This window comes from Bradyrhizobium arachidis, from assembly GCF_015291705.1.
Taxonomy (GTDB): Bacteria; Pseudomonadota; Alphaproteobacteria; order Rhizobiales; family Xanthobacteraceae; genus Bradyrhizobium; species Bradyrhizobium arachidis.
The window spans coordinates 5,650,521-5,671,475 of the sequence record NZ_CP030050.1 but is presented as its reverse complement, the minus strand read 5'-3'; the positions used below and the strand labels follow the sequence as shown (position 1 = coordinate 5,671,475).

Sequence of the window (20,955 nt, the reverse complement as noted above, 5' to 3'; positions counted from 1 at the left end):
CGTGTATCATAGGGTTGGGAGATTTTGCCAATGCTAATCCAGGTGGTTCATAGCCATCCACTCGCGGACAGCTACAATCACGCGCTGTTCCAAACCATCGTCGAGACGCTGAAGCGCCGGCATGAGGTGATCGCGACCGACCTTTACCGTGCCGCGATGACCGAGGCGGAGCGGCGTAGCTACTATCAGGGCTCCTATACCGAGGGTGCGGTGGCACGCCTCATTGCGGATTTGCGGCGCATCGACGGCATCATCTTCTGCTTCCCACATTGGTCGTTTTCGATGCCTGCCATGCTCAAGGGCTATTTTGACCGGGTCTGGGCGCCAGGAACGGCGTTTACCCACGATCTGAAGGGCGGGCGTATCAGGCCGTTGCTCACCAACATTCGAACGTTCGGCGTCGTGACGAGCTACGGCTCGCCCTGGTGGCTGACCCGGATTGTCATGCAAGACCCCGGCCGCAAAGTCCTGTTTCGTGCGCTGAAGCCGATGTGCGGCGCCGGTGTTCGCTCGTTCTATCTGGCGCACTACGATATGGATCGTTCCACCCCGGCGTCCCGGGCGGCCTTTGTCGAACGCGTCCGCACCAGGATCGCCGAAGTTTGATCGGGGGGCTGCCATGGGGCTTGGCCTTTCGGCACGAATTTGGCAGAAGGGCCGCTGATTTCCCTACAGGATTTTCGTAATGACAGAACCGGTGGCAGGCGAGGTTGGGCGCGATTTCATTCGTGACATCATCCAGGCCGACCTCGATCAGGGCAAGTACAAGGAGATCGTGACCCGGTTCCCGCCGGAGCCGAACGGCTACCTGCATATCGGCCACGCCAAGTCGATCGCGCTCAATTTCGGCATCGCCCAGGAGTTTCCGGGGCGCTGCCATCTGCGCTTCGACGATACCAACCCGGTCAAGGAAGAGCAGGAATATATCGATTCCATCCAGGCCGACGTGCGCTGGCTCGGCTTCGACTGGGGCAAGAACCTGTTCTTCGCCTCTGACTATTTCGACCGCCTGTACGAATGGGCCGAGCAGCTGATCCGCGACGGGCTCGCCTATGTCGACGACCAGACCCAGGAGGAGATCCGCCTCTCGCGCGGCACGCTGACCGAGCCTGGCAAGAACTCGCCCTTCCGCGACCGCAGTGTGGACGAAAACCTCGACCTGTTCCGCCGCATGAAGGCCGGTGAATTTCCGAACGGTGCCCGCGTTTTACGGGCCAAGATCGACATGTCCTCGGGCAACATCAACCTGCGCGATCCCGTGCTCTACCGCATCCTTCATGCGCACCATCCGCGCACCGGAACCAAGTGGAGCATCTATCCGAGCTACGACTACGCCCACGGCCAGTCGGACGCCATTGAAGGCATCACGCATTCGATCTGCACGCTGGAGTTCGAGGACCATCGGCCGCTCTACGACTGGTTCATCGAGAAGCTGCCGGTGCCGTCCGAGCCGCACCAGTACGAAATGGCGCGGCTCAATCTGACCTACACGCTGCTGTCCAAGCGCGTGCTGACCCAGCTCGTCCGCGACGGTCATGTCGCCGGCTGGGACGATCCGCGCATGCCGACCGTGGCGGGCATGCGCCGCCGCGGCGTGCCGCCGGCCGCCTTACGCGAATTCGTCAAGCGCATCGGTGTGGCCAAGGCCAACAGCGTCGTTGATGTCGGCATGCTCGAGTTCTGCATCCGCGAGGAGCTGAACCGCACGGCGCAGCGCCGCATGGCGGTCTTGAGGCCGCTCAAGATCGTCATCGAGAACTATCCGGAAGGGCAGACCGAGGAGCTCGAGGCGATCAATCATCCCGACGATCCCTCGGCCGGCACGCGCAAGATCACGTTCGGCCGCGAGCTCTATATCGAGCAGGACGACTTCATGGAGAACCCGCCGAAGAAGTTCTTCCGCCTGTCGCCGGGCAACGAGGTGCGCCTGCGCTATGCCTATTTCGTCAAGTGCACCGGCGTGATCAAGAACGACAAGGGCGAGGTCGTGGAGCTGCGCTGCACTTACGACCCGGCGACCAAGGGCGGCAACGCGCCCGACGGCCGCAAGGTCAAGGCGACCATGCACTGGCTGCCGGCGGCAGCATCGAAGCCGGCGGAGATCCGCATCTACAACCAGCTGTTCGCCAATCCGAGCCCGGACGCCTCGAACTTCGCGGCCGATCTCAATCCGAACTCGCTGGAGATCCTCTCCGATGCGCGGGTCGAGGCATCGGTCGCCGAGAGCAATTCGATGGAGCCGATGCAGTTCGAGCGCCAGGGCTATTTCGTGCGCGACAAGGACTCGACGCCGGGCAAGCCGGTGTTCTCCCGCACCATCGGCCTGCGTGATACGTTCGCGAAGGAAGTCGCCAAAGGCTGAGGATCTGAGATGAGTAGTGAAGCCGACGCCATCGTTTCCGCCATCATCGCGAAATGGTGCGCCGGCTTCGCAACGCTCGACGCCGGCGCGCTGTCGTCGCTCTATGCGAAGAATGCCTTCTTCTTCGGCTCGAATCCAAAGCTCTATCAGGGCAGGGACGGCGTTGCCGATTACTTCAACGGCCTGCCGCGCTGGCGCAAGCCATCTGCGGCCTTTTCCGAGGTGAACGCGGCGCAGGCCGGCCCTGACCTGATCAACATGGCAGCCACCATCACGTTCGACCTCGCAGGCGAGCGGGACGATCTCATCGTCAAGATGAGCTGGGTCATCATGCGCGAGGACGGCGACTGGAAGATCGTCAATCACCACGCCTCGTCGCAGCTGCCGCTGATCTAGCGCACCGTATTCCATTGGCTCCGTCATTCCGGGATGGCCCGAAGGGCCGGGCCCGGAATCCATAATTCCGGCTCGTGGTTATGGATTCCGGGCTCGCGCCAAGGGGCGCGTCCCGGAATGACGATGGAAACGAACGCGCGTCGGCTGCGTTGAGATGGATTCCCAACCAAGGATCCGCCATGCAGAACATCGCAGAGCATATGGAAGTCATCGGCGCCGACGGCGTCCACATCGGCACCGTCGACCGGGTCGAGGGCAATCGCATCAAGCTGACCAAGAAGGACAGCGGCGAGGGCAGCCACAAGGGGCACCATCACTTCATCGACAAGGGCCTCGTTGCCGACGTCGAAGGCAACAAGGTGCGCCTGTCGGCGAAAGCGGATGTCGCTGTGACGATGGAAGAGGAAAAGTAGGGCGGGCCTCCGTCCGTTCCTGATCCGTACCGCTATTCGTCCGCCTGCACGTTCCGGTAGCCTCGGCACCCGTCGCGTATCGCAGGGTGCTAGGGGATGGCGGAGCCGGGCCGGCCGCAGCGTGTCTCGCAAGGGATCGCGGGAACTTGGCCGACGGGCCGAACCGCCTCGGCGGGCGGCTTTGCGCCGGCGGGCTCCGGCCTTTGGCCCGCGATCGTCGAGACGCTGCGCGAATGGGCGCGCGCGGAGGCCGGCGCCGGGCGGCTGTTGCCGTGGGTGCCTGTCGCGTTCGGCGGCGGCATCGCGCTGTACTTCGCGGCCGATCATGAGCCGGTGCTGTGGGTCGTTGCCGCCACCGCGGTCGCGCTCATCTGTGGTGCGGTCCTGTTGCGGCGGAGCCGGTGGTTTGCGCCTGCGCTCCTGATCGCGACGGTCGCGGCCGGCCTGGCCGTGGCGACCTGGAAGACGGCGCGTATCGCGCACACGGTGCTGGCAAAGCCGCTCTATTCGGTCTCGCTGTCGGGCTTCGTCGAGACCCGCGACATCCGCGAGCGCACCGACCGTTTTGTCCTTCGTGTTACCGCGATGGAGGCGCAGCGCAGTGATGTAAAACTCGAGCGCGTGCGCTTGTCGGTGCGCAAGGGGACCGCGCCCGAGGTCGGCAGCTTCGTGCAGCTGAAGGCGCGGTTGTTGCCGCCGATCTCGCCGGTGCGACCCGGCAGCTACGATTTCTCGCGCGACCTGTTCTTCCAGGGCATCGGCGCCTCCGGCTTCGTGATGGGCGCGATCACGGCGTCCGTGCCACCGGATACCGGTGGCCTGCGGCTGCGCTATGCCGCGTTCATGCAGGGCCTGCGCGATGCGATCGACGCGCGCATCCGCGCGACGCTCGAGGGCGACAATCGCGCCATCGCGACGGCGCTGCTGACCGGTCGGCGCGATGCGATCTCGACGCCCGTCAATGACGCCATGTTCATCTCGGGGCTGGGGCATGTGCTGTCGATCTCCGGCTACCACATGGCGGTCGTCGCCGGCGTCGTGTTCTTCGCCGTGCGCGCGCTGCTGGCCTTGATTCCGCGGCTTGCGGCCGGCTTCGCCATCAAGAAATGGTCGGCGGCCGCGGCACTGGTCGCGGCGGCGTTCTATCTGCTGCTGTCGGGCGCGGAAGTCGCGACGCAAAGATCGTTCTTCATGACGGCGGTGGTGCTGATCGCAGTGATGGTCGACCGCCGGGCCATCACGTTCCGCACGCTGGCCGTGGCAGCGCTGATCGTGCTCGCGGTCGCGCCGGAAGCACTTGTGCATCCGAGTTTTCAAATGTCCTTCGCCGCGACGCTGGGACTTGTTGCGCTGGTGCAGATCGGCATGCCCAATTTGTTTGCCTCGCCCGATCATTCCACGACCGCGCGGATCGCGCTGTGGGGCGGGCGCGAGATCGCGATGCTGTTCCTGGCCTCGCTGATCGCGGGGCTTGCGACCACGCCCTACGCCGCCTTCCACTTCCACCGCGTCACGCCGTTCGGCGTGCTCGCCAATCTCGGCGCCATGCCGGTGGTCTCGGCGCTGGTCATGCCGGCCGGGCTATTGAGCCTGCTTGCGGCACCGTTCGGGCTCGACGGCGTGTTCTGGTGGCTGATGGGGATCGGCATCGACTGGATGATCGCAGTCTCGCGCTGGGTGGCGGGCTTGCCAGGCGCGGTCGGCCGCATCCCGGCCTTCGGCATAGGCCCGCTGATCGCGGCGAGCCTCGGGGTCATCGTGATGGGTTTGTTGCGCACGCCGCTGCGCTGGTCCGGCGCCGTGGTGCTGCTGGCGGCGATCCTCTGGGGCCTCGCGGCGCGCCAGCCCGACATTCTGATTGCCGGGGACGGCCAGAGCGTCGCGGTGCGGGGCAGGGACGGGCGCCTGCATCTGATCAGGGCCAGCAAGGACGGTTTTCTGCTCAAGGAGTGGCTCGCCGCCGACGCCGATGCGCGCGAGGCCGGCAGTGCCGCATTGGCTGACGGCGGGTCATGCGACGAGGCCGGCTGCGTCACGCCGCTCGCCGACGGGCGGCTGGTGGCGCTGTCCCTTCGGATCGACGCGCTGGCGGATGATTGCAGTCGCGCTGCACTGGTGGTGACGGCAAGGCCCGCGCCGCCGGATTGCGCGGCGATGGTGGTCGACCGGCAGCGTCTTGCCGCACAAGGAGCGCTCGCCCTGACACATCGCGGCGACGGCTTCGCGGTCCAGGCAGTGAAGGCGAGGGGCACGGACCGTCCATGGTCGCCGGCGATCGCGAGCGAGGCTGATTTCGGGACGAGCCTTGCGCCGCAGGCGGCGACGCTCCGCAACCGGGACGCAACGCCGTCCGAGGCCGACTTGCAGGCCGATGACTGAGCAGATCGGCTACAAGTACCAGGCCAGCACGGCGTCGAGTCCCGCACCTCCGATCACCGGTAGCGCCACCATCCGGCTCAGTCCGGCTGTTTGGGCCTCGGAGCCGGAGATCGAGCCGTCATGCGCGAGATCGTCATTGAGCGCGGGCATGCCGGTGGCCCAGGCGCCGCCGATGCTGCCCTCGCTCCTGGCGATGGATTTGTTCGCATAGAGCGCGGAGAGGTCGGTCTGCGCGCCACAATCGCCGGCGTGGAAGACCAGCGCCGAACGAATCTCGTTCGGCACCCAGATCTCGAAGCGCCGCGCAATCGGCGTTGCCTGCGCGGAGAGGAATGTCAGAACCCAGGTCTTCTCAGTGCCGGCTCGGTAGGGGATGCCGACGCCGAGGTTGATCCCGACTTCGGCCGCGTCCTCCCAGCGCAGAAAGCTCTTGGCGTTGTGCAGGTCCTTGATGATCAGCGGCAGGCCCGCTTTCCAGGTGCGTCCGGGCAGGCCGAAGCCGCGCGGAAACCTGGTGTGGCGGGAGTTGAACTCGAACATGTCGGCGGTGCCATAGTAGCCGTCGACGAGCCTCATCTCGTGGGACGTATCGGCGTCGTTGTGCCAGAGCTCGATGGCGCCGACATGCGCCTCGTCGTCGCCGCAGAACAGCACCATCACCGCTTGCAGGAATTCGCCTGCAAAGACCGGCACCGCGACGCCGCAGGTGAGACCGGCTGCAAGGGCTTGGTCGGTCCGTTTGAAATAGGAGTTGGCGAATTTGGTGAGGATCACCGGGTGGCCGGACGCCCAGGCCTTGCCGGGGAGCCCCTCGTCATATCCGAAGTGCAGATCTTCGCTCACAGCCCTGAACGCGGACAGCCCTTCGCCGTAGAGGCCGCCGCCGAATTCCAGACGCATGCGCGTCCTGTCGGGCACCCAGAGTTCAACGACACGAATGAAGGTTTTCATCGAGTCCGTCCGCCGTCCCAAGCCGGAACAGCATCGGCCATTTGCCTGTGAAACGGACGTTCAAAATTCAGGCAGCGCCGCGCAAACTTCGTGCGACGGGAAGGTGGGATATCGAGAGACACAAACAACACCACGTCGCCGGCCGCGGCCGGCGATGGCGATCTCAATTCCGGGCTCCGACCTGGCGGCCGGGGATATCTGCTTCAACCGATCGGCAGACGCGGCGTTGTCGGGCGGTTCTCGGCACTGACCTGCGGCTTGTGCTCGCGCTCGCCGAGCGGCTGGGTCACGGGCAGTTGCAGCACGGTTGCCTGCTGGCCTTCGACGAGCTGAGTCACCAGGACGTATTTGCCGTCGGGGAATTCGATCGCGTCATGATGGCGATCGGGAATGTGCGGATCAATCTTGCCGAACTTGCCGACACGCGAGTTGACGGTGCGCGTCCAGATCCAGCGATTGTCGTAGCGGACGTTGTCGGCGAAGGCGAGCTCCGTTCCCGGCAGCAGGCAGACCGCGACGGTCGGATCGGCCGCGGAGGCAAAGCCGCGCGTCGAGGTGCCGCGGAACGTTGTCGTCACGATCGTCTCGCCGACCTCGGCAGGGCGCGATGCGACGGCATGCAGGCTGTAGTCACACATCGTGGGTGCTCCTCATGCGGAGATAGCAACCCGCGCCTCTGTCTTACGAGGCGCAGGCCTCTATCAGAGTGGAAGCATCATAGCGTCTGCCCGGTTATAGGCAAATCTGCGGCTCGCTGCCGCAGCGTGCGATCACATTATCTTTCCCGAATCCCCCGGGAACAAAGCCTGCTTTCGTGCATTCGGTGGGCGTATCAGTGGCCAGCCGGCGCCGACCAACCGGAGTATGGCCAGACCGGTTGTGATGGTTGCGTGAGCGCATTGCGCGCGTTGCGGACTTGCTCGCTCATGGTCGTTTCCTTGGCCGTCTCCTTACGGACATGGCGGTGCGATGGTGCGGCAACGGCTTGCGATGCTGATGCTGCGATCAGCGCCGCTGCTACTGTGCTCAGGATGATCTTGCGCATGACATCTCCTCCAACCTTCGAAAGCCGATCCGGAGCGGTGCTGCTTCGTGCGGCGTGGCGAGGATGTAGCGCTAGAGGAGGGGCCGGATAATCTGCGCGAAACCAGAAAGACTATCCAGCGGGAGCGGACAATCATCCGCTCCGATCTCTGGTCGGCGATGCCGATCGAAGCGCGCGGACAGCGCGCTTAGTACTTGCGGTATCAGTACTTCCGATAAAGCCCGATCAGCTTGCCCTGAATCTTGACCCGGTTCGGCGGCAGGATGCGCACCTCATAGGCCGCATTGGCGGGCTCGAGCGCGATCGAGGCGCCGCGGCGGCGGAAGCGTTTCAAGGTCGCTTCCTCGTCGTCGATCAGCGCCACCACGATGTCGCCGGTGTCGGCGCTCTCGTTGCGCTGGATCAGCGCCATGTCGCCGTCGAGGATGCCGGCTTCCACCATGGAATCGCCGCGCACTTCGAGCGCGTAGTGCTCGCCCGAGCCGAGCATATCGGGCGGGACGCTGATGGTGTGGCTGCGGGTCTGCAACGCCTCGATCGGCGTGCCGGCCGCGATCCGGCCCATCACCGGCACCGCGACGGGACGCTCGCCCTCGTCCGCAGGCGGGCTGGAGGTCGTGCGGACCTTGCCGAGATTGCCCTCGATGACGCTCGGCGTGAAGCCGCGGCGATTGCCGGCGGCCGCCTGCAGCTCGGGCAGCTTGATCACCTCGATGGCGCGGGCGCGGTTGGGCAGGCGGCGGATGAAGCCGCGCTCCTCGAGCGCGGTGATCAGGCGATGGATGCCTGATTTCGAGCGCAGATCGAGCGCGTCCTTCATCTCGTCGAAGGAGGGCGGTACGCCGCTTTCCTTCAGTCGCTCGCTGATGAACCGCAGGAGCTCGTACTGTTTGCGCGTTAACATCTCGACCAAAATCCCCCGGTTGATGTCGTTCGATTCCGAGACGCTGAATTCAGCGATAAGCCGCTGCATGCTCGAAACAAATCATGAACGGACACTATATGTTCGATACATGTTCCGCAACTGCTTAATTTACCGTGAACGCGACAAAGTTCGCGTCACGCGTGTGGCCAGCGCGTTCAGACCGGCAGGCGCAGCACCTCGCAAGGTGTGCCGGCTTCGGCCTTCGGCGCGAACGGCGCGCGCACGAGAAGTGCCTGTGCCGCAGCGAGATTCGCAAGCAGCGAGGAATCCTGGTGATTGACGGGAAGGGCGATCAGCGTGCCGTCGTCGCGCGTCTCCAGGCGTGCGCGCAGATAATCTTCGCGCTGGTCGTTGGCGCCGACGTCGCGGCCCAGCACCGCGCGCTCGCGGCGATGGTGAATCACGGAGCGGCCCGACAGCGCCCGAATCAGCGGCACCATGAACAGGAAGGCGCACACATAGGATGACACGGGATTGCCGGGCAGGCCGATCACGCGCATCGCCGCCAACCTTCCATGCATCATCGGCTTGCCGGGCCGCATCGCGATCTTCCAGAACGTCATCGCGGTGCCCTCGGCCTTCAGCGCCTGCTGGACCAGATCGTGGTCGCCGACCGAGGCGCCGCCGGTGGTGATCAGGATGTCGGCGCCGCTCGCGCGGGCGCGGCGTATGCCCGCGGTGGTGGCGTCCAGGGTATCGGCGGCAACACCGAGATCGACGGTATCGGCGCCCTCGCTGCGGGCGAGCGCGTGCAGGGCATAGCCGTTGGAATAGACGATCTGGCCGGGGCCAGGCGTGGTGCCCGGCATCACCAGCTCGTCGCCGGTGGCGAGAATCGCGACCTTCGGGCGGCGGTGGACGGGTAGAAACGGGTGATTCATGCCGGCGGCGAGCGCGAGGTCGCGCTCCGTCAGCCGGATGCCCTTGCGCAGCAGCACGTCGCCCTCGCTGAAATCGACGCCGGCGGGGCGGATGTGTCGTCCCGTCACGGCCGCTTCCTTGATCGTGATGCGCCTGCCGTCCGCAACCGTGTCCTCCTGGATCACGATCGCGTCTGCGCCGTCGGGAACGACGCCGCCGGTGAAGATCCGCACGGCTTCGCCGGCGCCGACCGATCCTGCAAACGGCCGCCCCGCCGCGACCTCGCCGATCACGGTAAGCTGGGAATCGATCTTGGCGGCGTCGGCCGCACGCACCGCATAGCCATCCATCGCCGACATCGCCTGCGGCGGCTGGGTGCGCCGCGCCGCGACGTCGTGGGCAAGCACGCGCTGGAAGGCCTGGTCGAGGGCGAGCATTTCTTCAGGCAGCGGCTCTGCGCCGGCAAGCACCGCGGCAAGCGCGTCAGAAACCGGCATCAGGGCCACGGGTGAAAACTCCAGCTGCGCCCGTTCGGGCAAATCGGCGGCGAGAGTTCTAGCCGAGTGCAGGCGCAGAGGCAAAAAGGCGATCACGCAGGATGATTCATCCTGCGTTGTCCGCTCTGCAGTGAAGGATAGACGTCAAGTCCGCCGCGGCATGATCCAGAAGGCGAGACAGACCGGGACGAGGATGGCCATGGCGAGGACGAGAAGGACGAGTGCCACGGCCAGCATCGGTCAACTCCCCGGCTGCTCGTCCGGACTGACGTCCGGCGCTTTGGGACTCTGATCCTTGTCGGGCAGCGGATCGGCCTGCGATTTCAGGTCGGCGGCCTTGCTGATCAGCTTGGCGGAGAGCTCAGAATCCGAGGTGGTTCTGGCGTATTTCATCAGCAGCGAGGCCTGCTTGGTGAGGTAGGTTTTGCCCAACACGACGATAAGCCTGATGTAGAATTCCCAACGGACTCATGAGTCCGGAAGCCGGTATTCGTTCCGGGAACTCCGTACAAAATTGCACAAAGTGATTGGGTTCCTCATTTTGCGCCAAATTAGGTCCAGCACCGGCGCGCCCCAGCGACGGGCCGAACCGGCCCCCAACGTCAAACCCCGAGTGCCTTCAAGGCGTTCCCGACATCGGTGGGCGAGGTCACATGCACCGCGGTCAAGCCGCGGGCGCGGGCTCCCTCGATGTTCTCGGCAAGATCGTCGAAGAATACGATCCGGTTGGCCGGCACGCCGATGGCGGCCACGACATGGTCGAAAGCCTCCGCGTCCGGCTTGCGCAGGCCGATGCTGGAGGACAGGTAGACCTCGCGGAAATGGCCGAGCAGGTCGGCATATTCCTTCGAGAAATAGTCCACGTGCGGCCGGTTGGTGTTGGAGAAGGCGTAGAGCGGCATTTGCCGCGCCGCGCGCGGCAACAGCTCGGCAATGTCCGGCATCTCGCCGGCGAAGATCGCGTTCCAGCCCTCCAGGAACTGCGCGTCGGAAATGCCGATCCCGAGTGAGGTGCGCAGCGAGGCGAAATAGTCCTCGTCGCTGATCTTGCCGACCTCGTGCAGCCGGTAGGCCTCGTCGCGCACATAGCGCGCGACGATGGCTTCGGGCTTGCAGCCGGCATGTCCCGCCCAGCAGTCGATCGCCTTGGAGAAATCGATGTCGAGCACCACGCGCCCGAGATCGAACAGAAGCGCATCGGCGCTGCCGGGAGAGAGCGAGGTCACCTGCATCCTTTCATTCAGTACCGGTAGGGGTCGTGATCGAACAGCGGGAACCCGCTGAACACGCCCGGCGCATTGGTCGCGGTCGCCGGATGCAGGCAGGACTTGCTGACCTCGGCGAAGGATGTGGCGCCCAACAGGCCGAGGCAGCGCAGCACCTCGTCCTCCAGCAGTTCCAGCATCCGCGTGACGCCGGCTTCGCCCGCCGCCGCCAGCGCCCAGCATTGCAGCCGGCCGATACCGACGAGATCGGCGCCCGCCGCTACCGCCTTGACGATGTCGGTGCCGCGGCAGAAGCCGCCGTCGACCATGATCTTGGCGCGGCCCTTCACGGCCTCGACGATCTCAGGGAGCACATGCATGGCGCCACGGCCGTGATCGAGCTGGCGCCCGCCATGGTTGGAGACGTAGATCCACTCGACGCCATGGTCGAGCGCGATCAGCGCATCCTCGGCGGTGGCGATGCCCTTGAGGATCAGGGGTATCTTGAACTTGTCCTTGATCATCTTCACGGTCCGCCACTCCAGGCCCTTCTGGTAGTCGCCCCCGGTGGCGCGCAGGCGGCTCTCGCGAACATAGCGCTTGGCGATGTCACGTTCGCGACGGCTGTAATGGGCGGTGTCCACGGTCAGGCAGAACGCGGCGTAGGCGTTCTTCTCGCTCCTGGCGACGACATCGGCGACGAAGGCATCGTCACCGCGGACATAGAGCTGGTAGAGGCGCAGCGCATCGGGGGCAGCCTCGGCGGTCTTCTCCAGACCAGGCTCCGACACCGAGCTCAGCATATGCGCCGCACCGAAGGTGCCGGCCGCGCGCGCGACGCTCGCGGCGCCATCGGGGTCAAAAATCTCGAGCGCGCCGACCGGGGCCAGCACCACCGGCAGGCGCATCCTGCGGCCAAACTGCTCGACCGAGCCGTCGACCTTGCGGACGTCACGCAGCACGCGCGGGCGGAAGGCGATCTCGTCCAGCGCCATGCGGTTGCGGCGCATCGTGGTCTCTGTCTCGGCGGCGCCGACGATGTAGTCCCAGGCATTCTGGTTGAGGTTGGCACGCGCCTTCCGGACGAATTCGTGCAGATTTTGGAACGGCTCGTTGCTGGCGCCGAGCTCGACGTTCCGTTCCGGCCGGATGCGGGGTGCTTCGTTCATTGTTATCCTCCCGAGAATTTGAAGCCTTGTCTCATCGCCTTAGCCCGTCCGGACCTGCAAAACCATCCTAAGATCGCATACCTGCGAGGCGTGGCCCATCCGACCGATTCCGCTGTGCGTGAAACGATTTCGGAACGTTGCCAAAAGTTTAGGTCTCGGGCCAAGGCTTTTTGGCGAGAGGGATTTTTGCCATGCACCCGCCAGCGTGGCAGCCCGGCCATGAAGAAACCTGAATGGTGTTGTGAGAAGCGGGCTGGATCGCCATTTGCATGGCGGCTTCCAGACCTCCAAAGAGAACCGCCAGCTAAGAAGGCCCTCCATGCGGAAATCCCTGCTGTTCCCCCTGGGCGCGCTCACCGGAGCGTGTCTGACCCTTCTGGTAGCGAGCCCCCATGGCGGCGTATGGGCGGCACGGGCGGCAGCGAGCGCGGATGATGCGTATAACCAGCTCAACCTGTTCGGCGAGGTCTTCGAGCGCGTGAAGGCGAGCTATGTCGAGAAGCCCGACAATGCCAAGCTGATCGAAGGTGCGATCACGGGCATGGTGACATCGCTCGATCCGCATTCGCGCTACATGAACGACAAGGCCTGGACCGAGATGCAGGAGACCACCTCCGGCGAGTTCGGCGGCCTCGGCATCGAGGTCACGATGGAGGAGGGCCTGGTCAAGGTCGTCTCGCCGATCGACGACACGCCGGCATCCAAGGCCGGCATAATGTCCGGCGACCTCATCGCCAAGATCGACGGCGAGGCCGTGCAGGGCATGACGCTCGAGCAGGCCGTCAACAAGATGAAGGGGCCGGTCGACACCAAGACCAAGCTCACGATCGTGCGCAAGGGCGCGGATGCGCCGCTCGATGTCGCGATCACGCGCGAGATCATCCACGTGCGCCCGGTGCGATTCCATGTCGAGAATGGCGACATCGGCTATATCCGCGTCACTTCGTTCAACGAGCAGACCACCGACGGGCTGAAGAAGGCGATCGCCGCGATCTCCAAGCAGGTCCCGCAGGAGAAGCTCGTCGGCTATGTGATGGACCTGCGCAACAACCCGGGCGGCCTGCTCGACCAGGCCGTGTCGGTATCGAGCGCCTTCCTGCAGCGTGGCGAGGTCGTCTCGACCCGCGGCCGCAATCCGGAAGAGACTCAGCGCTTCACCGCGCATGGCGGCGACCTCACCAAGGGCAAGCCGCTCGTGATCCTGGTCAATGGCGGTTCGGCTTCGGCCTCGGAGATCGTGGCCGGTGCGCTGCATGATCACAAGCGCGCGACGATCATCGGCACGCGCTCGTTCGGCAAGGGCTCGGTGCAGACCATCATCCCGCTCGGCACCGGCAACGGCGCGCTGGCGCTGACCACCGCGCGCTACTACACGCCGTCGGGCCGCTCGATCCAGGCCCAGGGCATCGCGCCCGACATCGAGATCCTCCAGGACGTGCCGGCGGAGCTGAAGGGCCGGATGGACACCATGGCGGAGTCGCAGATGCGCGGCCACCTCTCGGCTGCCGACGGCACGGAGCAGACCGGATCGCAGTCCTACGTTCCTCCGAAGGAGGAGGACGACAAGGCGCTGCACGCGGCTTACGATTTCCTCCACGGCCAGACCGCGAATGCGGTCGCCGCCAAGCCCGCGCCGAAGGCTGCGGTGCCGAACTAAACCCTACAACGTCGAGACATCGATCGCCCGGGAGTGGATACCGCTCCCGGGCGAATTCGTTTTGGGCGCCGGCTCAGCTCGGATTCATGGCTGCGAAGGTCGCCTCGTAGCGGCCGTCGCGCTCGGCCCAGCGGCGGGCGCGGTCGCGCTCGACCAGCACCTCGTCGCGAGGGTGAACCCGCAGCTCCAGCAGTTGCATCACTTCCGCGATGTAGGCGGCAAGCGGCATGGCGCGCGCGTCGCTGGCCTGCTGCGTGCCGGTGAGCTCGGTCTGCACATAGGGCGGCGCGAGCTCCAGCACCTCGACCGGAATCCTGCGGAGCTGGTGCCGCAATGATTGCAGCCAGGAGTGCAGGAACGCCTTGCTGGCGCAGTAGGTCGGGAAGTCGGCGCGGGGCACGAAGGCAAGGTTCGAGCTGGTCGCGATGATCGTGGCGTTCCGCTGCGTCTTCAGGAGCGGCAGAAATGCCGCCGTGACGCGCAGCACGCCGACAATGTTGGTCGCGACGATGGCTTCTGCATCGGAAGCATCCCAGCCGTCCGCCGTCATGTCCTCCGGCCGCGAGATGCCGGCATTGGCGATCAGCACGTTGAGCTCGGGGAAGCGCGCGCACAGATCAGCCGACAGGCGCGGTAGCTCCGTGGCATCATCGAGGTCGAGCGGCAGGCCGATCAGGCCGGGGCGTTCAGCCGCGATCTGATCGAGCAGGGCCTGCCGCCTGCCGGTGACGATGACGCGATTGCCGCGGTCGTGGAAAGCTTCGGCCAGCGCGCGGCCGATGCCGCTGGTGCCGCCGGTGATGAGGATCGTGTTGCCGGTCATCTTCATGGTTGCCGCCTTTCGATGGAGGTGAAGGCCACGGCAACCCAGAAGACCCCGGCAGCGAGCAACCCGACAAGACCGCGAACATCCAGGCGCACAGGACTCGCGCTGGAATCGACGTCTTGAACGGGGAAATGTCCGCAAGCGGGGAAAGTGATGGCATGACCGCGGCGTCTCGTGAATCGAGATCTCCCAGCCGGGATCCTCTCGACAAAGGACGCGTTGGATGACGGTAACGCCTACGGCAGCGGCGTTTCGGCGGCTGCAAGTGCTGAAATACTTTGGCCTGATGCCACCGTCAAGCACGGCGGGCAGGCCGAATGGCTAGCTCGCCTCGCGGCGGCGGCTTTCCGCGCCGTTGCGCTTGGCGAGCCGGCTGCGATGCAGGGTGAACAGCTCCAGCACCTGGTCGGCGGACTTCGCGGCGCTGAACAGATAGCCCTGCATCTCCGAGCAGCCGAGCGCGCGGAGCAGGCGCTGCTGCTCCTCGGTCTCGACGCCCTCGGCCGTGGTGGCCATGCGGCGGGCGGCAGCCAGATTGACGACGGCCTGCACGATGCTGGCGGAGCCGTCGGGACCGGCGATGTCCTTGACGAAGCAGCGGTCGATCTTGATCTTGTCGAACGGGAAGCGGTGCAGATAGCTCAGCGACGAGTAGCCGGTGCCGAAATCGTCGAGCGCGATGCGCACGCCGATGGCGCGCAGCTGGTGCAGGATCGCGAGCGCCGCATCGTCGTCGCGGATCAGCACCGCCTCGGTGATCTCGAGCTCGAGCCGGCTCGCCGGCAGATTGGAGGCGGCGAGCGCCGCCATGATCTTCAGCGCCAGCGTGCCGCTCTTGAACTGTACCGGCGAGACGTTGACGGCGAGGCGAATATCGTCGGGCCAGCCCGCCGCATCCCGACAGGCAGTCGCCAGCACCCATTCGCCGATCTCGTTGATCAGGCCGGTATCCTCGGCGATCGGGATGAACTCGGCCGGCGAGACCATGCCGCGCTCGGGATGGCGCCAGCGCACCAGCGCCTCGCAGCCGGTGATGCGGTCGTCCTTCAGGCCGAGGCAGGGCTGGTAATAGACCTCGAGGCCTTCATGCGCGATGGCGTGGCGAAGGTCGATCTCGAGCTGCCGCCGCTCGTGCACCTTGGCGTCCATCTCCGGCTCGAAGAAGCGATAGGTGCGGCGTCCGGCGGATTTGGCCGCATACATCGCCATATCCGCGTTCTTGAGGATCTGGTCGAGCACGGTGCCGTGCTCCGGTGCGAGCGCAATGCCGATGCTGGCATCGGTGGTGAGATGATGGCCCATGCAGTCGTACGGGGCGCGGATCGCCTGAAAGACCCTCGCGACGAGCTCGTTGACCTGGTCCGGCGACGTCACGGCGCTCTGCACGATGGCGAATTCGTCGCCGCCGAGCCGCGCCACGAAATCCGCGGGGCCAATGCACCGGCTCAGGCTCGCCGCCACCGACTTCAGCAGCTCGTCGCCGACGAGATGGCCGAGCGCGTCGTTGACGCCTTTGAACTCGTCGATGTCGATATAGTGCACCGCGACCTGTTCGCCGGCCGTGACGCCAGCCAGCTCCGCGCGCAGATGCTCGTGGAACATGGCGCGGTTGGGCAGGTCGGTGAGCGCGTCGTAGTGGGCGAGATGGGTGATGCGCTCCTCGATGCGCCGGCGCTCGGTGATGTCCTCGTGCGTGGCGACCCAGCCGCCGTCGGCGAGCGGTTCGTTGAGAATGTGGATCGAGCGGCCGTCGGCGGTGTCGACCACCATGGAGTTGCGGACATGGATGTCGCGCAGCACGCGCGCGACATAGTCCTGGACGTTGCCGGTGAAGGAGCCGGTCGCCTTGCGATGGGCGATGATGTCGTCGAAGCTGGAGCCGGGCTTCACCACGTCCGGCGACAGTCCGTACATCTCGATGTAGCGCTGGTTGCAGACCACGAGCCGCCGTTCGGCGTCGAACAGCAGCAGGCCCTGCGTCATGTTGTTGACGGCGCGATCGAGACGCTGCTTCTCCAGCGTCAGCAGCTCGCGGGAAGCGCGATGCTGCTCCAGCAGCTTGCGCACGATGGCGATCAGAACGCCGGCGATGGCGAGCGCGGAGGCGCCGGCGACCGAGATCAGGATGCTGATCTGCTCGCGCCAGTCAGTCAGGGCCGCGGCGCGCGTCGTGGTGGCCATGATCAGGATCGGGAAGTGGGGCAGGGCCCGTGCCGAGGCCAGCCGGTCCTCGCCGTCGACCGGGCTCATGAAGCGGCCGGCGAAATGATCGAGGCCGAAAATCCTCTGCTGCTCGAACGAGCCGGTCTTGAAATTCCGTCCCATCAGCTCGCCGGAATGGGGATAGCGGGCGAGCAGCGTGCCGTCCCGGTGCAGCATCGAGATCGTCGCGCCATCGCCGAGGACGACGGAGGCGAAGAACTTCTCGAAATTGGCGGGCTCGATGCCGCGTCCGACCACGCCCATGAACTCGCCGTTCGGCCCCACGATCTTGCGGACGATCAGGATGGTCCAGGCGCCCGAGATGCGGCTGTGCAGCGGCTCGATCAGGACATCAGGCGAATAGGGATCGTATTTGAAGGTGCGGAAATAGGCGCGGTCGGCGACATTCACTTTCGGGGCCGGCCAGGCCGTCGACGAATTGATCAAGTTTCCTTCGGCATCGATGATGTTGACGCCGCCGATGTATGGCAGGGCCTCGATCTTCGAGCGCAGCATGCGGTGGACCTCCTGGCCGGAGAGACGCTTGCGATAGTCCTCCGCGGAGTTGATTCCGGTGGTGCGGACGTGGTCGACGAAATCCTTCTGGATGACCGCGAAATCCTGCAGTTGCTGATCGAAATGGTGGGCAAGCAGCAGTGCGGTGTTTTCCAGCTCGCGGCCGGCGTTGCGCAACGCGCGCTCGCGGAAATTCTGCGCCATCAGCGTCGCGCCGACGGCGATCGCCGCGATCAAAAGCGTGCCACCCACCACCAGCCAGCGGATCGGTCCGCTACGCACAAAGGCCTGGTCAAAAAGGCGGAGCCAAATCTCGTCATCATGCTGGATCATTGCCGTGCACACGTCAGGGTCAATTCTTGAGCCCGAAAACATCCGTTGGTTTACGGGAACGGTGTGGAGGCGAAGTTAGGAAGGCTGGTTAATGCGACATGAAGGAACGCGCGCAAATGCAATCGATGTGCGCGAGAATGGCGATGCAGGAATTGCCGGACGTCCCGACCATGCCGGTCAATTTCTGCCGCACGGGCCGCGATCAACCAAGGCTTAACCATCTAAGTTGCTGGCGATCCTTACGGCGACTTTGGCACGTGATTTGCGAAAAGCCCTGCGAACGAGACAGAGAGGATGCGATCGTGAAAAACGTTTTGAAGAACTTCATTGCCGACGAATCCGGGGCGACCGCCATCGAATACGGCCTGATCGCCGCCGGCATCGCGCTTGCGATCATCACCGTCATCAACGGGATGGGCAGCAAGCTCAGCGCAAAATTCGGATCGATCAGCTCGTCGCTGAAGTGACCGTGCGCGCTCCGCTGCGCGCCAATATCGCCATCACGATCAGCGCCGCGATGATGTTCGCGGCGGCGCTGAGCAGGATCGGCAGCGCGTAGCTGTGGCTCGAGTCATAGGCAAAGCCGGCGGCGCTCGGGCCGACCAGCGTGCCGAAGGCGACGCTGGTGTAGAGAACGCCGATGATGCCGCTGACATTGCGTCCGCCAAAATAGTCCATCACGACCGCCGGCAGGACCGCGACCCAGCCGCCGTAGAACACGCCATAGACGAAGGCGAAGGCGGCGAGTGCCCAGACATCTGCCGCGACGGCCCAGATCACCATCGCGAACGCCATTCCGATCAGCACCATGATCAGCGAGCGGTCGCGGCCCATCCGGTCGGCAAGCGCGCCGAGGAAGAACCGGCCTGCGGTGCTGCCGGCCCCGATCATCCCGAGCAACAGCACGGCCGATGATGCCGCGACCCCGCGGTCGCGCGCGTAGGGCACGAGATGGACGAACGGAACGAAGGCGCCGAAGGAGCAGACGAGGCATGACACATAGAGACCGGCAAAACGCGTCGATCGGACGGCCTCACGCACGGAGGCGCCGCCTGCGTTGGTGGCAGCGGAGGCTTCGCGAGGTGGATCGCCGTCCGGGCCGAGGTCCCGGTCCTTCGGATCGTTCTCGATCAGCAGAGCGAGCCCGCCGCCGAGCACCAGTGCGATCGCGCCCAGCGCCAGATAGGCGCCGCGCCAGCCGACCGATGCGATCAGAAGCGAGGCTAGCGGCGGCATCGCCAGCGTGCCGAGCCCAATGCCGCTGACCGCGAGCCCGGAGGCAAAACCGCGGCGCCGCACGAACCAGCGTTGCACCGCGCCGATCGCGGGAACATAGGCGCAGCCGACCCCAATGCCGACGCCCAGCCCATAGGCGAGATAGACCTCGACGAGCGAGCGCGCGATGCTTGCGGCCGCAAGCCCGACCGCGACCAGGATCATGCCGGCGACCGCGAGCGGCCGCGAGCCGAGCCGATCGGCAAGGGGACCACTGACGAGACCGAGCGCGAAGTAGAGGAAGCCCGCGATCGAAAACACCAGCGAGATCGAGCCGCGCGAGGCGCCGAAATCGCGCTGGAGCGGCTCGAGAAAGGCGCTGAACGTGTAGGCGGAGCCGAAGCCGACGAACATGACGGCGAATGCCGCTGCGACGACGAACCAGCCGTGGAAAATGCTCCGATGAGCCCGCGTGGATTGATTGGTCAATGTTGCCTCCGCGAGGTGAGAGAAGGATGGCGACGATGCCAGGACGTCGCGCGCTGGAATGCGGCGCCGGAACGGACGAGCACGGCTTCGTCGAGATGGGCCGCGACGAGCTGGAACGCGATCGGCATTCCATCCGCCGATACGCCGCCCGGCAGCGTGATCGTGGGATGACCGGTCATGTCGAACGGGCAGGTGTAGCGCTGCAGCTTTGCGATCAGATCCGGCCGGTCGCCGAGCGTGCTGATCATGGCGAGCGTCACAGGCGGCAACGGGTGCACCGGGATCAGCAGCACGTCGATGGTCTCGAACAGTGCAACCACGCGTCCGCGCAGCGCGAGCCGCCGCAAAAGGATCTTCTGGTAATCGAGCGCGGAGAGCGCGCGACCGGCCTCGATCACCGCGGCGAGGATCGGGCCGTACTCGCCCTTGCGGGCGGGATAGGTCGCCTCGTGCGCGACCGCAGCCTCGATCGCGCAATTCGGCGCCCAATCAGCGATCGCCTGCGTCACGTCGGGAAATTTGACATCGACGATGTCAGCGCCGAGCGAGCGGAAGACGTCGATGGCGTCCGCCAGCACGCGCTGTGTGGTGACCTCCACGTCGTCATTGTTCCAAGCCGCGTCGACACCGATCCGCAAGCCGCGCACGTCCTGTGCAGCCGCGGCGAGAAAGTCGGGCACCGGATCGCACAGCGACGTCGGATCGTTCGAGTCGTGTCCGGCGATCACGCTGAGCAGCGCGCCGGCATCGGCCGCGCTGCGAGCGATCGGGCCGACATGGTCGAGCGTCGCGGCTAGCTCGAACGCACCGTGACGGCTGATCCGCCCCCAGCTGGGCTTCAGTCCGGTCAGGCCGTTGGCCGCCGCCGGCCACCGGATCGAGCCGCCGGTGTCGGAGCCGAGTGAGGCGAAGCAGAGCCCGGCGGCGGTCGCGACCGCCGCGCCGCTGGATGAAATGCCCGGCCAGTAAGCCGCATTCCATGGATTCTTCGGCGGCGTCACCAGCGGATGGTGATCGGAATAAGCGCCCTCCGTGAGCTGCACCTTGCCGAGCACCACTGCGCCGGCGTCCTTGAGCCGCCGCACGACGGTCGCATCGTCACCCGGACAAAAGTTGCGATGAACTGTGGTGCCGGCCGCTGTCGGAATACCCTTGGTCCAGAACAGATCCTTCAGCGCTACCGGCACGCCGTGCAGCGGGCCCCGGTATCGGCCATGTGCGATTTCGGCGTCCGCGGCTTCCGCCGCGGCAATCGCCGTTTCCGCCATCACGTGGACGTAGCTGGAGAGCTCACGGTCCAGAGCGTCGATACGGCCGAGTTGCGCGCGAGTCACCTCCAGCGCGGAGATGTCGCGCGCCTTGATGCGCGCCGCGAGCTCGGTGAGTTCGAGATAGTGAAGGGCTTCGGTCACGGTTCGCGTTCTCCATTATCGACGCCTGTAAAAAGATTATACCGGTGTTGGTTGCTGTCAACCGGTAAATCTGTTTTACTGGTGTTCCAATCCCCGGTGGTC

General features: G+C 65.4%; 18 protein-coding genes and 1 pseudogene. 7 read left to right on the top strand and 12 right to left on the bottom strand.

The genetic code is table 11. The features are described from left to right. Window positions 1-30 precede the first annotated feature (30 nt). The 5 genes from WN72_RS26515 (at window position 31) to WN72_RS26495 (ending at window position 5,550) form a co-directional block, all read left to right on the top strand. On the top strand, window positions 31-606 hold the full coding sequence (locus tag WN72_RS26515; RefSeq protein WP_092214063.1) for an NAD(P)H-dependent oxidoreductase: 576 nt from the start codon (window positions 31-33) through the stop codon (window positions 604-606). A gap of 79 nt (window positions 607-685) precedes the next feature. Further along, on the top strand, window positions 686-2,362 hold the full coding sequence (locus WN72_RS26510) for a glutamine--tRNA ligase/YqeY domain fusion protein (protein WP_092214065.1): 1,677 nt from the start codon (window positions 686-688) through the stop codon (window positions 2,360-2,362). Between the two features lie 9 nt (window positions 2,363-2,371). Beyond that, window positions 2,372-2,758 carry a nuclear transport factor 2 family protein gene (locus WN72_RS26505; protein ID WP_092214067.1) on the top strand — a complete coding sequence of 129 codons (387 nt, stop codon included), beginning with the start codon at window positions 2,372-2,374 and terminating at the stop codon, window positions 2,756-2,758. Window positions 2,759-2,937: 179 nt separating this feature from the next. Further along, entirely contained in the window at window positions 2,938-3,171 is a 234-nt protein-coding gene (locus WN72_RS26500; protein ID WP_027559407.1) for a DUF2171 domain-containing protein, read from the top strand. 96 nt (window positions 3,172-3,267) lie between these two features. Then, window positions 3,268-5,550, top strand: coding sequence for a ComEC/Rec2 family competence protein (locus tag WN72_RS26495; protein WP_092214070.1), 2,283 nt, complete (start codon window positions 3,268-3,270; stop codon window positions 5,548-5,550). A gap of 9 nt (window positions 5,551-5,559) precedes the next feature. Here the strand turns inward: WN72_RS26495 and WN72_RS26490 are convergent, their stop codons facing one another. The 8 genes from WN72_RS26490 to WN72_RS26455 all read right to left on the bottom strand — a co-directional run bounded on the left by WN72_RS26490 (window position 5,560) and on the right by WN72_RS26455 (window position 12,203). Next, the gene (locus tag WN72_RS26490) at window positions 5,560-6,501 is read right to left on the bottom strand and encodes a GAF domain-containing protein (RefSeq protein WP_092214071.1); all 942 of its coding nucleotides are present in this window, start codon (window positions 6,499-6,501) and stop codon (window positions 5,560-5,562) included. Window positions 6,502-6,704: 203 nt separating this feature from the next. Next, window positions 6,705-7,139 carry a hypothetical protein gene (locus WN72_RS26485; protein WP_027559404.1) on the bottom strand — a complete coding sequence of 145 codons (435 nt, stop codon included), beginning with the start codon at window positions 7,137-7,139 and terminating at the stop codon, window positions 6,705-6,707. 194 nt (window positions 7,140-7,333) lie between these two features. After that, on the bottom strand, window positions 7,334-7,546 hold the full coding sequence (locus WN72_RS26480; protein WP_092214073.1) for a hypothetical protein: 213 nt from the start codon (window positions 7,544-7,546) through the stop codon (window positions 7,334-7,336). A 202-nt stretch (window positions 7,547-7,748) separates the two neighbouring features. Then, entirely contained in the window at window positions 7,749-8,450 is a 702-nt protein-coding gene (gene lexA, locus WN72_RS26475; protein ID WP_027559402.1) for a transcriptional repressor LexA, read from the bottom strand. Between the two features lie 176 nt (window positions 8,451-8,626). Then, a complete protein-coding gene (locus WN72_RS26470) occupies window positions 8,627-9,838 on the bottom strand; it encodes a molybdopterin molybdotransferase MoeA (RefSeq protein WP_092214075.1) in 1,212 nt (403 codons plus the stop codon). 231 nt (window positions 9,839-10,069) lie between these two features. Beyond that, entirely contained in the window at window positions 10,070-10,264 is a 195-nt protein-coding gene (locus WN72_RS26465; RefSeq protein ID WP_027559400.1) for a hypothetical protein, read from the bottom strand. Between the two features lie 167 nt (window positions 10,265-10,431). Continuing rightward, window positions 10,432-11,061: an HAD family hydrolase gene (locus tag WN72_RS26460; RefSeq protein WP_167380698.1), complete on the bottom strand. Its 630-nt coding sequence runs from the start codon at window positions 11,059-11,061 to the stop codon at window positions 10,432-10,434. A gap of 8 nt (window positions 11,062-11,069) precedes the next feature. Further along, window positions 11,070-12,203 (bottom strand): alpha-hydroxy acid oxidase, encoded by a 1,134-nt coding sequence (locus WN72_RS26455; RefSeq protein WP_092214076.1) that lies wholly within the window; start codon window positions 12,201-12,203, stop codon window positions 11,070-11,072. A 319-nt stretch (window positions 12,204-12,522) separates the two neighbouring features. Here WN72_RS26455 and WN72_RS26450 point away from each other — a divergent pair, with 319 nt between their 5' ends. Further along, window positions 12,523-13,860, top strand: a complete 1,338-nt coding sequence (locus WN72_RS26450; RefSeq protein ID WP_027559397.1) for a S41 family peptidase — start codon at window positions 12,523-12,525, stop codon at window positions 13,858-13,860. A gap of 73 nt (window positions 13,861-13,933) precedes the next feature. On the opposite strand, the gene WN72_RS26445 is transcribed toward WN72_RS26450, so the two are convergent. Together WN72_RS26445 and WN72_RS26440 are read right to left on the bottom strand one after the other, a co-directional pair. Further along, a complete protein-coding gene (locus WN72_RS26445) occupies window positions 13,934-14,689 on the bottom strand; it encodes an SDR family oxidoreductase (RefSeq protein WP_092214078.1) in 756 nt (251 codons plus the stop codon). 318 nt (window positions 14,690-15,007) lie between these two features. Then, a pseudogene (locus WN72_RS26440) lies at window positions 15,008-17,727 on the bottom strand (bifunctional diguanylate cyclase/phosphodiesterase). Between the two features lie 312 nt (window positions 17,728-18,039). Between WN72_RS26440 and WN72_RS26435 the strand changes: the two are divergent. Continuing rightward, complete coding sequence (locus tag WN72_RS26435) at window positions 18,040-18,204, top strand: Flp family type IVb pilin (RefSeq protein ID WP_027559394.1); 165 nt, start codon at window positions 18,040-18,042, stop codon at window positions 18,202-18,204. Here WN72_RS26435 and WN72_RS26430 read toward each other — a convergent pair. Together WN72_RS26430 and WN72_RS26425 are read right to left on the bottom strand one after the other, a co-directional pair. Continuing rightward, window positions 18,185-19,441, bottom strand: a complete 1,257-nt coding sequence (locus WN72_RS26430; RefSeq protein WP_092214084.1) for an MFS transporter — start codon at window positions 19,439-19,441, stop codon at window positions 18,185-18,187. The genes WN72_RS26435 and WN72_RS26430 overlap by 20 nt on opposite strands. Next, window positions 19,438-20,853, bottom strand: a complete 1,416-nt coding sequence (locus WN72_RS26425; RefSeq protein ID WP_092214086.1) for an amidase — start codon at window positions 20,851-20,853, stop codon at window positions 19,438-19,440. The genes WN72_RS26430 and WN72_RS26425 overlap by 4 nt, the downstream gene beginning before the upstream one ends. Window positions 20,854-20,955 lie beyond the last annotated feature (102 nt).

Coding starts and splice junctions, on each gene's coding strand:
- WN72_RS26515 (WP_092214063.1), top strand. CDS start 31: ATGCTAATCCAGGTGGTTCATAGCCATCCACTCGCGGACAGCTACAAT.
- WN72_RS26510 (WP_092214065.1), top strand. CDS start 686: ATGACAGAACCGGTGGCAGGCGAGGTTGGGCGCGATTTCATTCGTGAC.
- WN72_RS26505 (WP_092214067.1), top strand. CDS start 2,372: ATGAGTAGTGAAGCCGACGCCATCGTTTCCGCCATCATCGCGAAATGG.
- WN72_RS26500 (WP_027559407.1), top strand. CDS start 2,938: ATGCAGAACATCGCAGAGCATATGGAAGTCATCGGCGCCGACGGCGTC.
- WN72_RS26495 (WP_092214070.1), top strand. CDS start 3,268: ATGGCGGAGCCGGGCCGGCCGCAGCGTGTCTCGCAAGGGATCGCGGGA.
- WN72_RS26490 (WP_092214071.1), bottom strand. CDS start 6,501: ATGAAAACCTTCATTCGTGTCGTTGAACTCTGGGTGCCCGACAGGACG.
- WN72_RS26485 (WP_027559404.1), bottom strand. CDS start 7,139: ATGTGTGACTACAGCCTGCATGCCGTCGCATCGCGCCCTGCCGAGGTC.
- WN72_RS26480 (WP_092214073.1), bottom strand. CDS start 7,546: ATGCGCAAGATCATCCTGAGCACAGTAGCAGCGGCGCTGATCGCAGCA.
- lexA (WP_027559402.1), bottom strand. CDS start 8,450: ATGTTAACGCGCAAACAGTACGAGCTCCTGCGGTTCATCAGCGAGCGA.
- WN72_RS26460 (WP_167380698.1), bottom strand. CDS start 11,061: ATGCAGGTGACCTCGCTCTCTCCCGGCAGCGCCGATGCGCTTCTGTTC.
- WN72_RS26455 (WP_092214076.1), bottom strand. CDS start 12,203: ATGAACGAAGCACCCCGCATCCGGCCGGAACGGAACGTCGAGCTCGGC.
- WN72_RS26450 (WP_027559397.1), top strand. CDS start 12,523: ATGCGGAAATCCCTGCTGTTCCCCCTGGGCGCGCTCACCGGAGCGTGT.
- WN72_RS26445 (WP_092214078.1), bottom strand. CDS start 14,689: ATGAAGATGACCGGCAACACGATCCTCATCACCGGCGGCACCAGCGGC.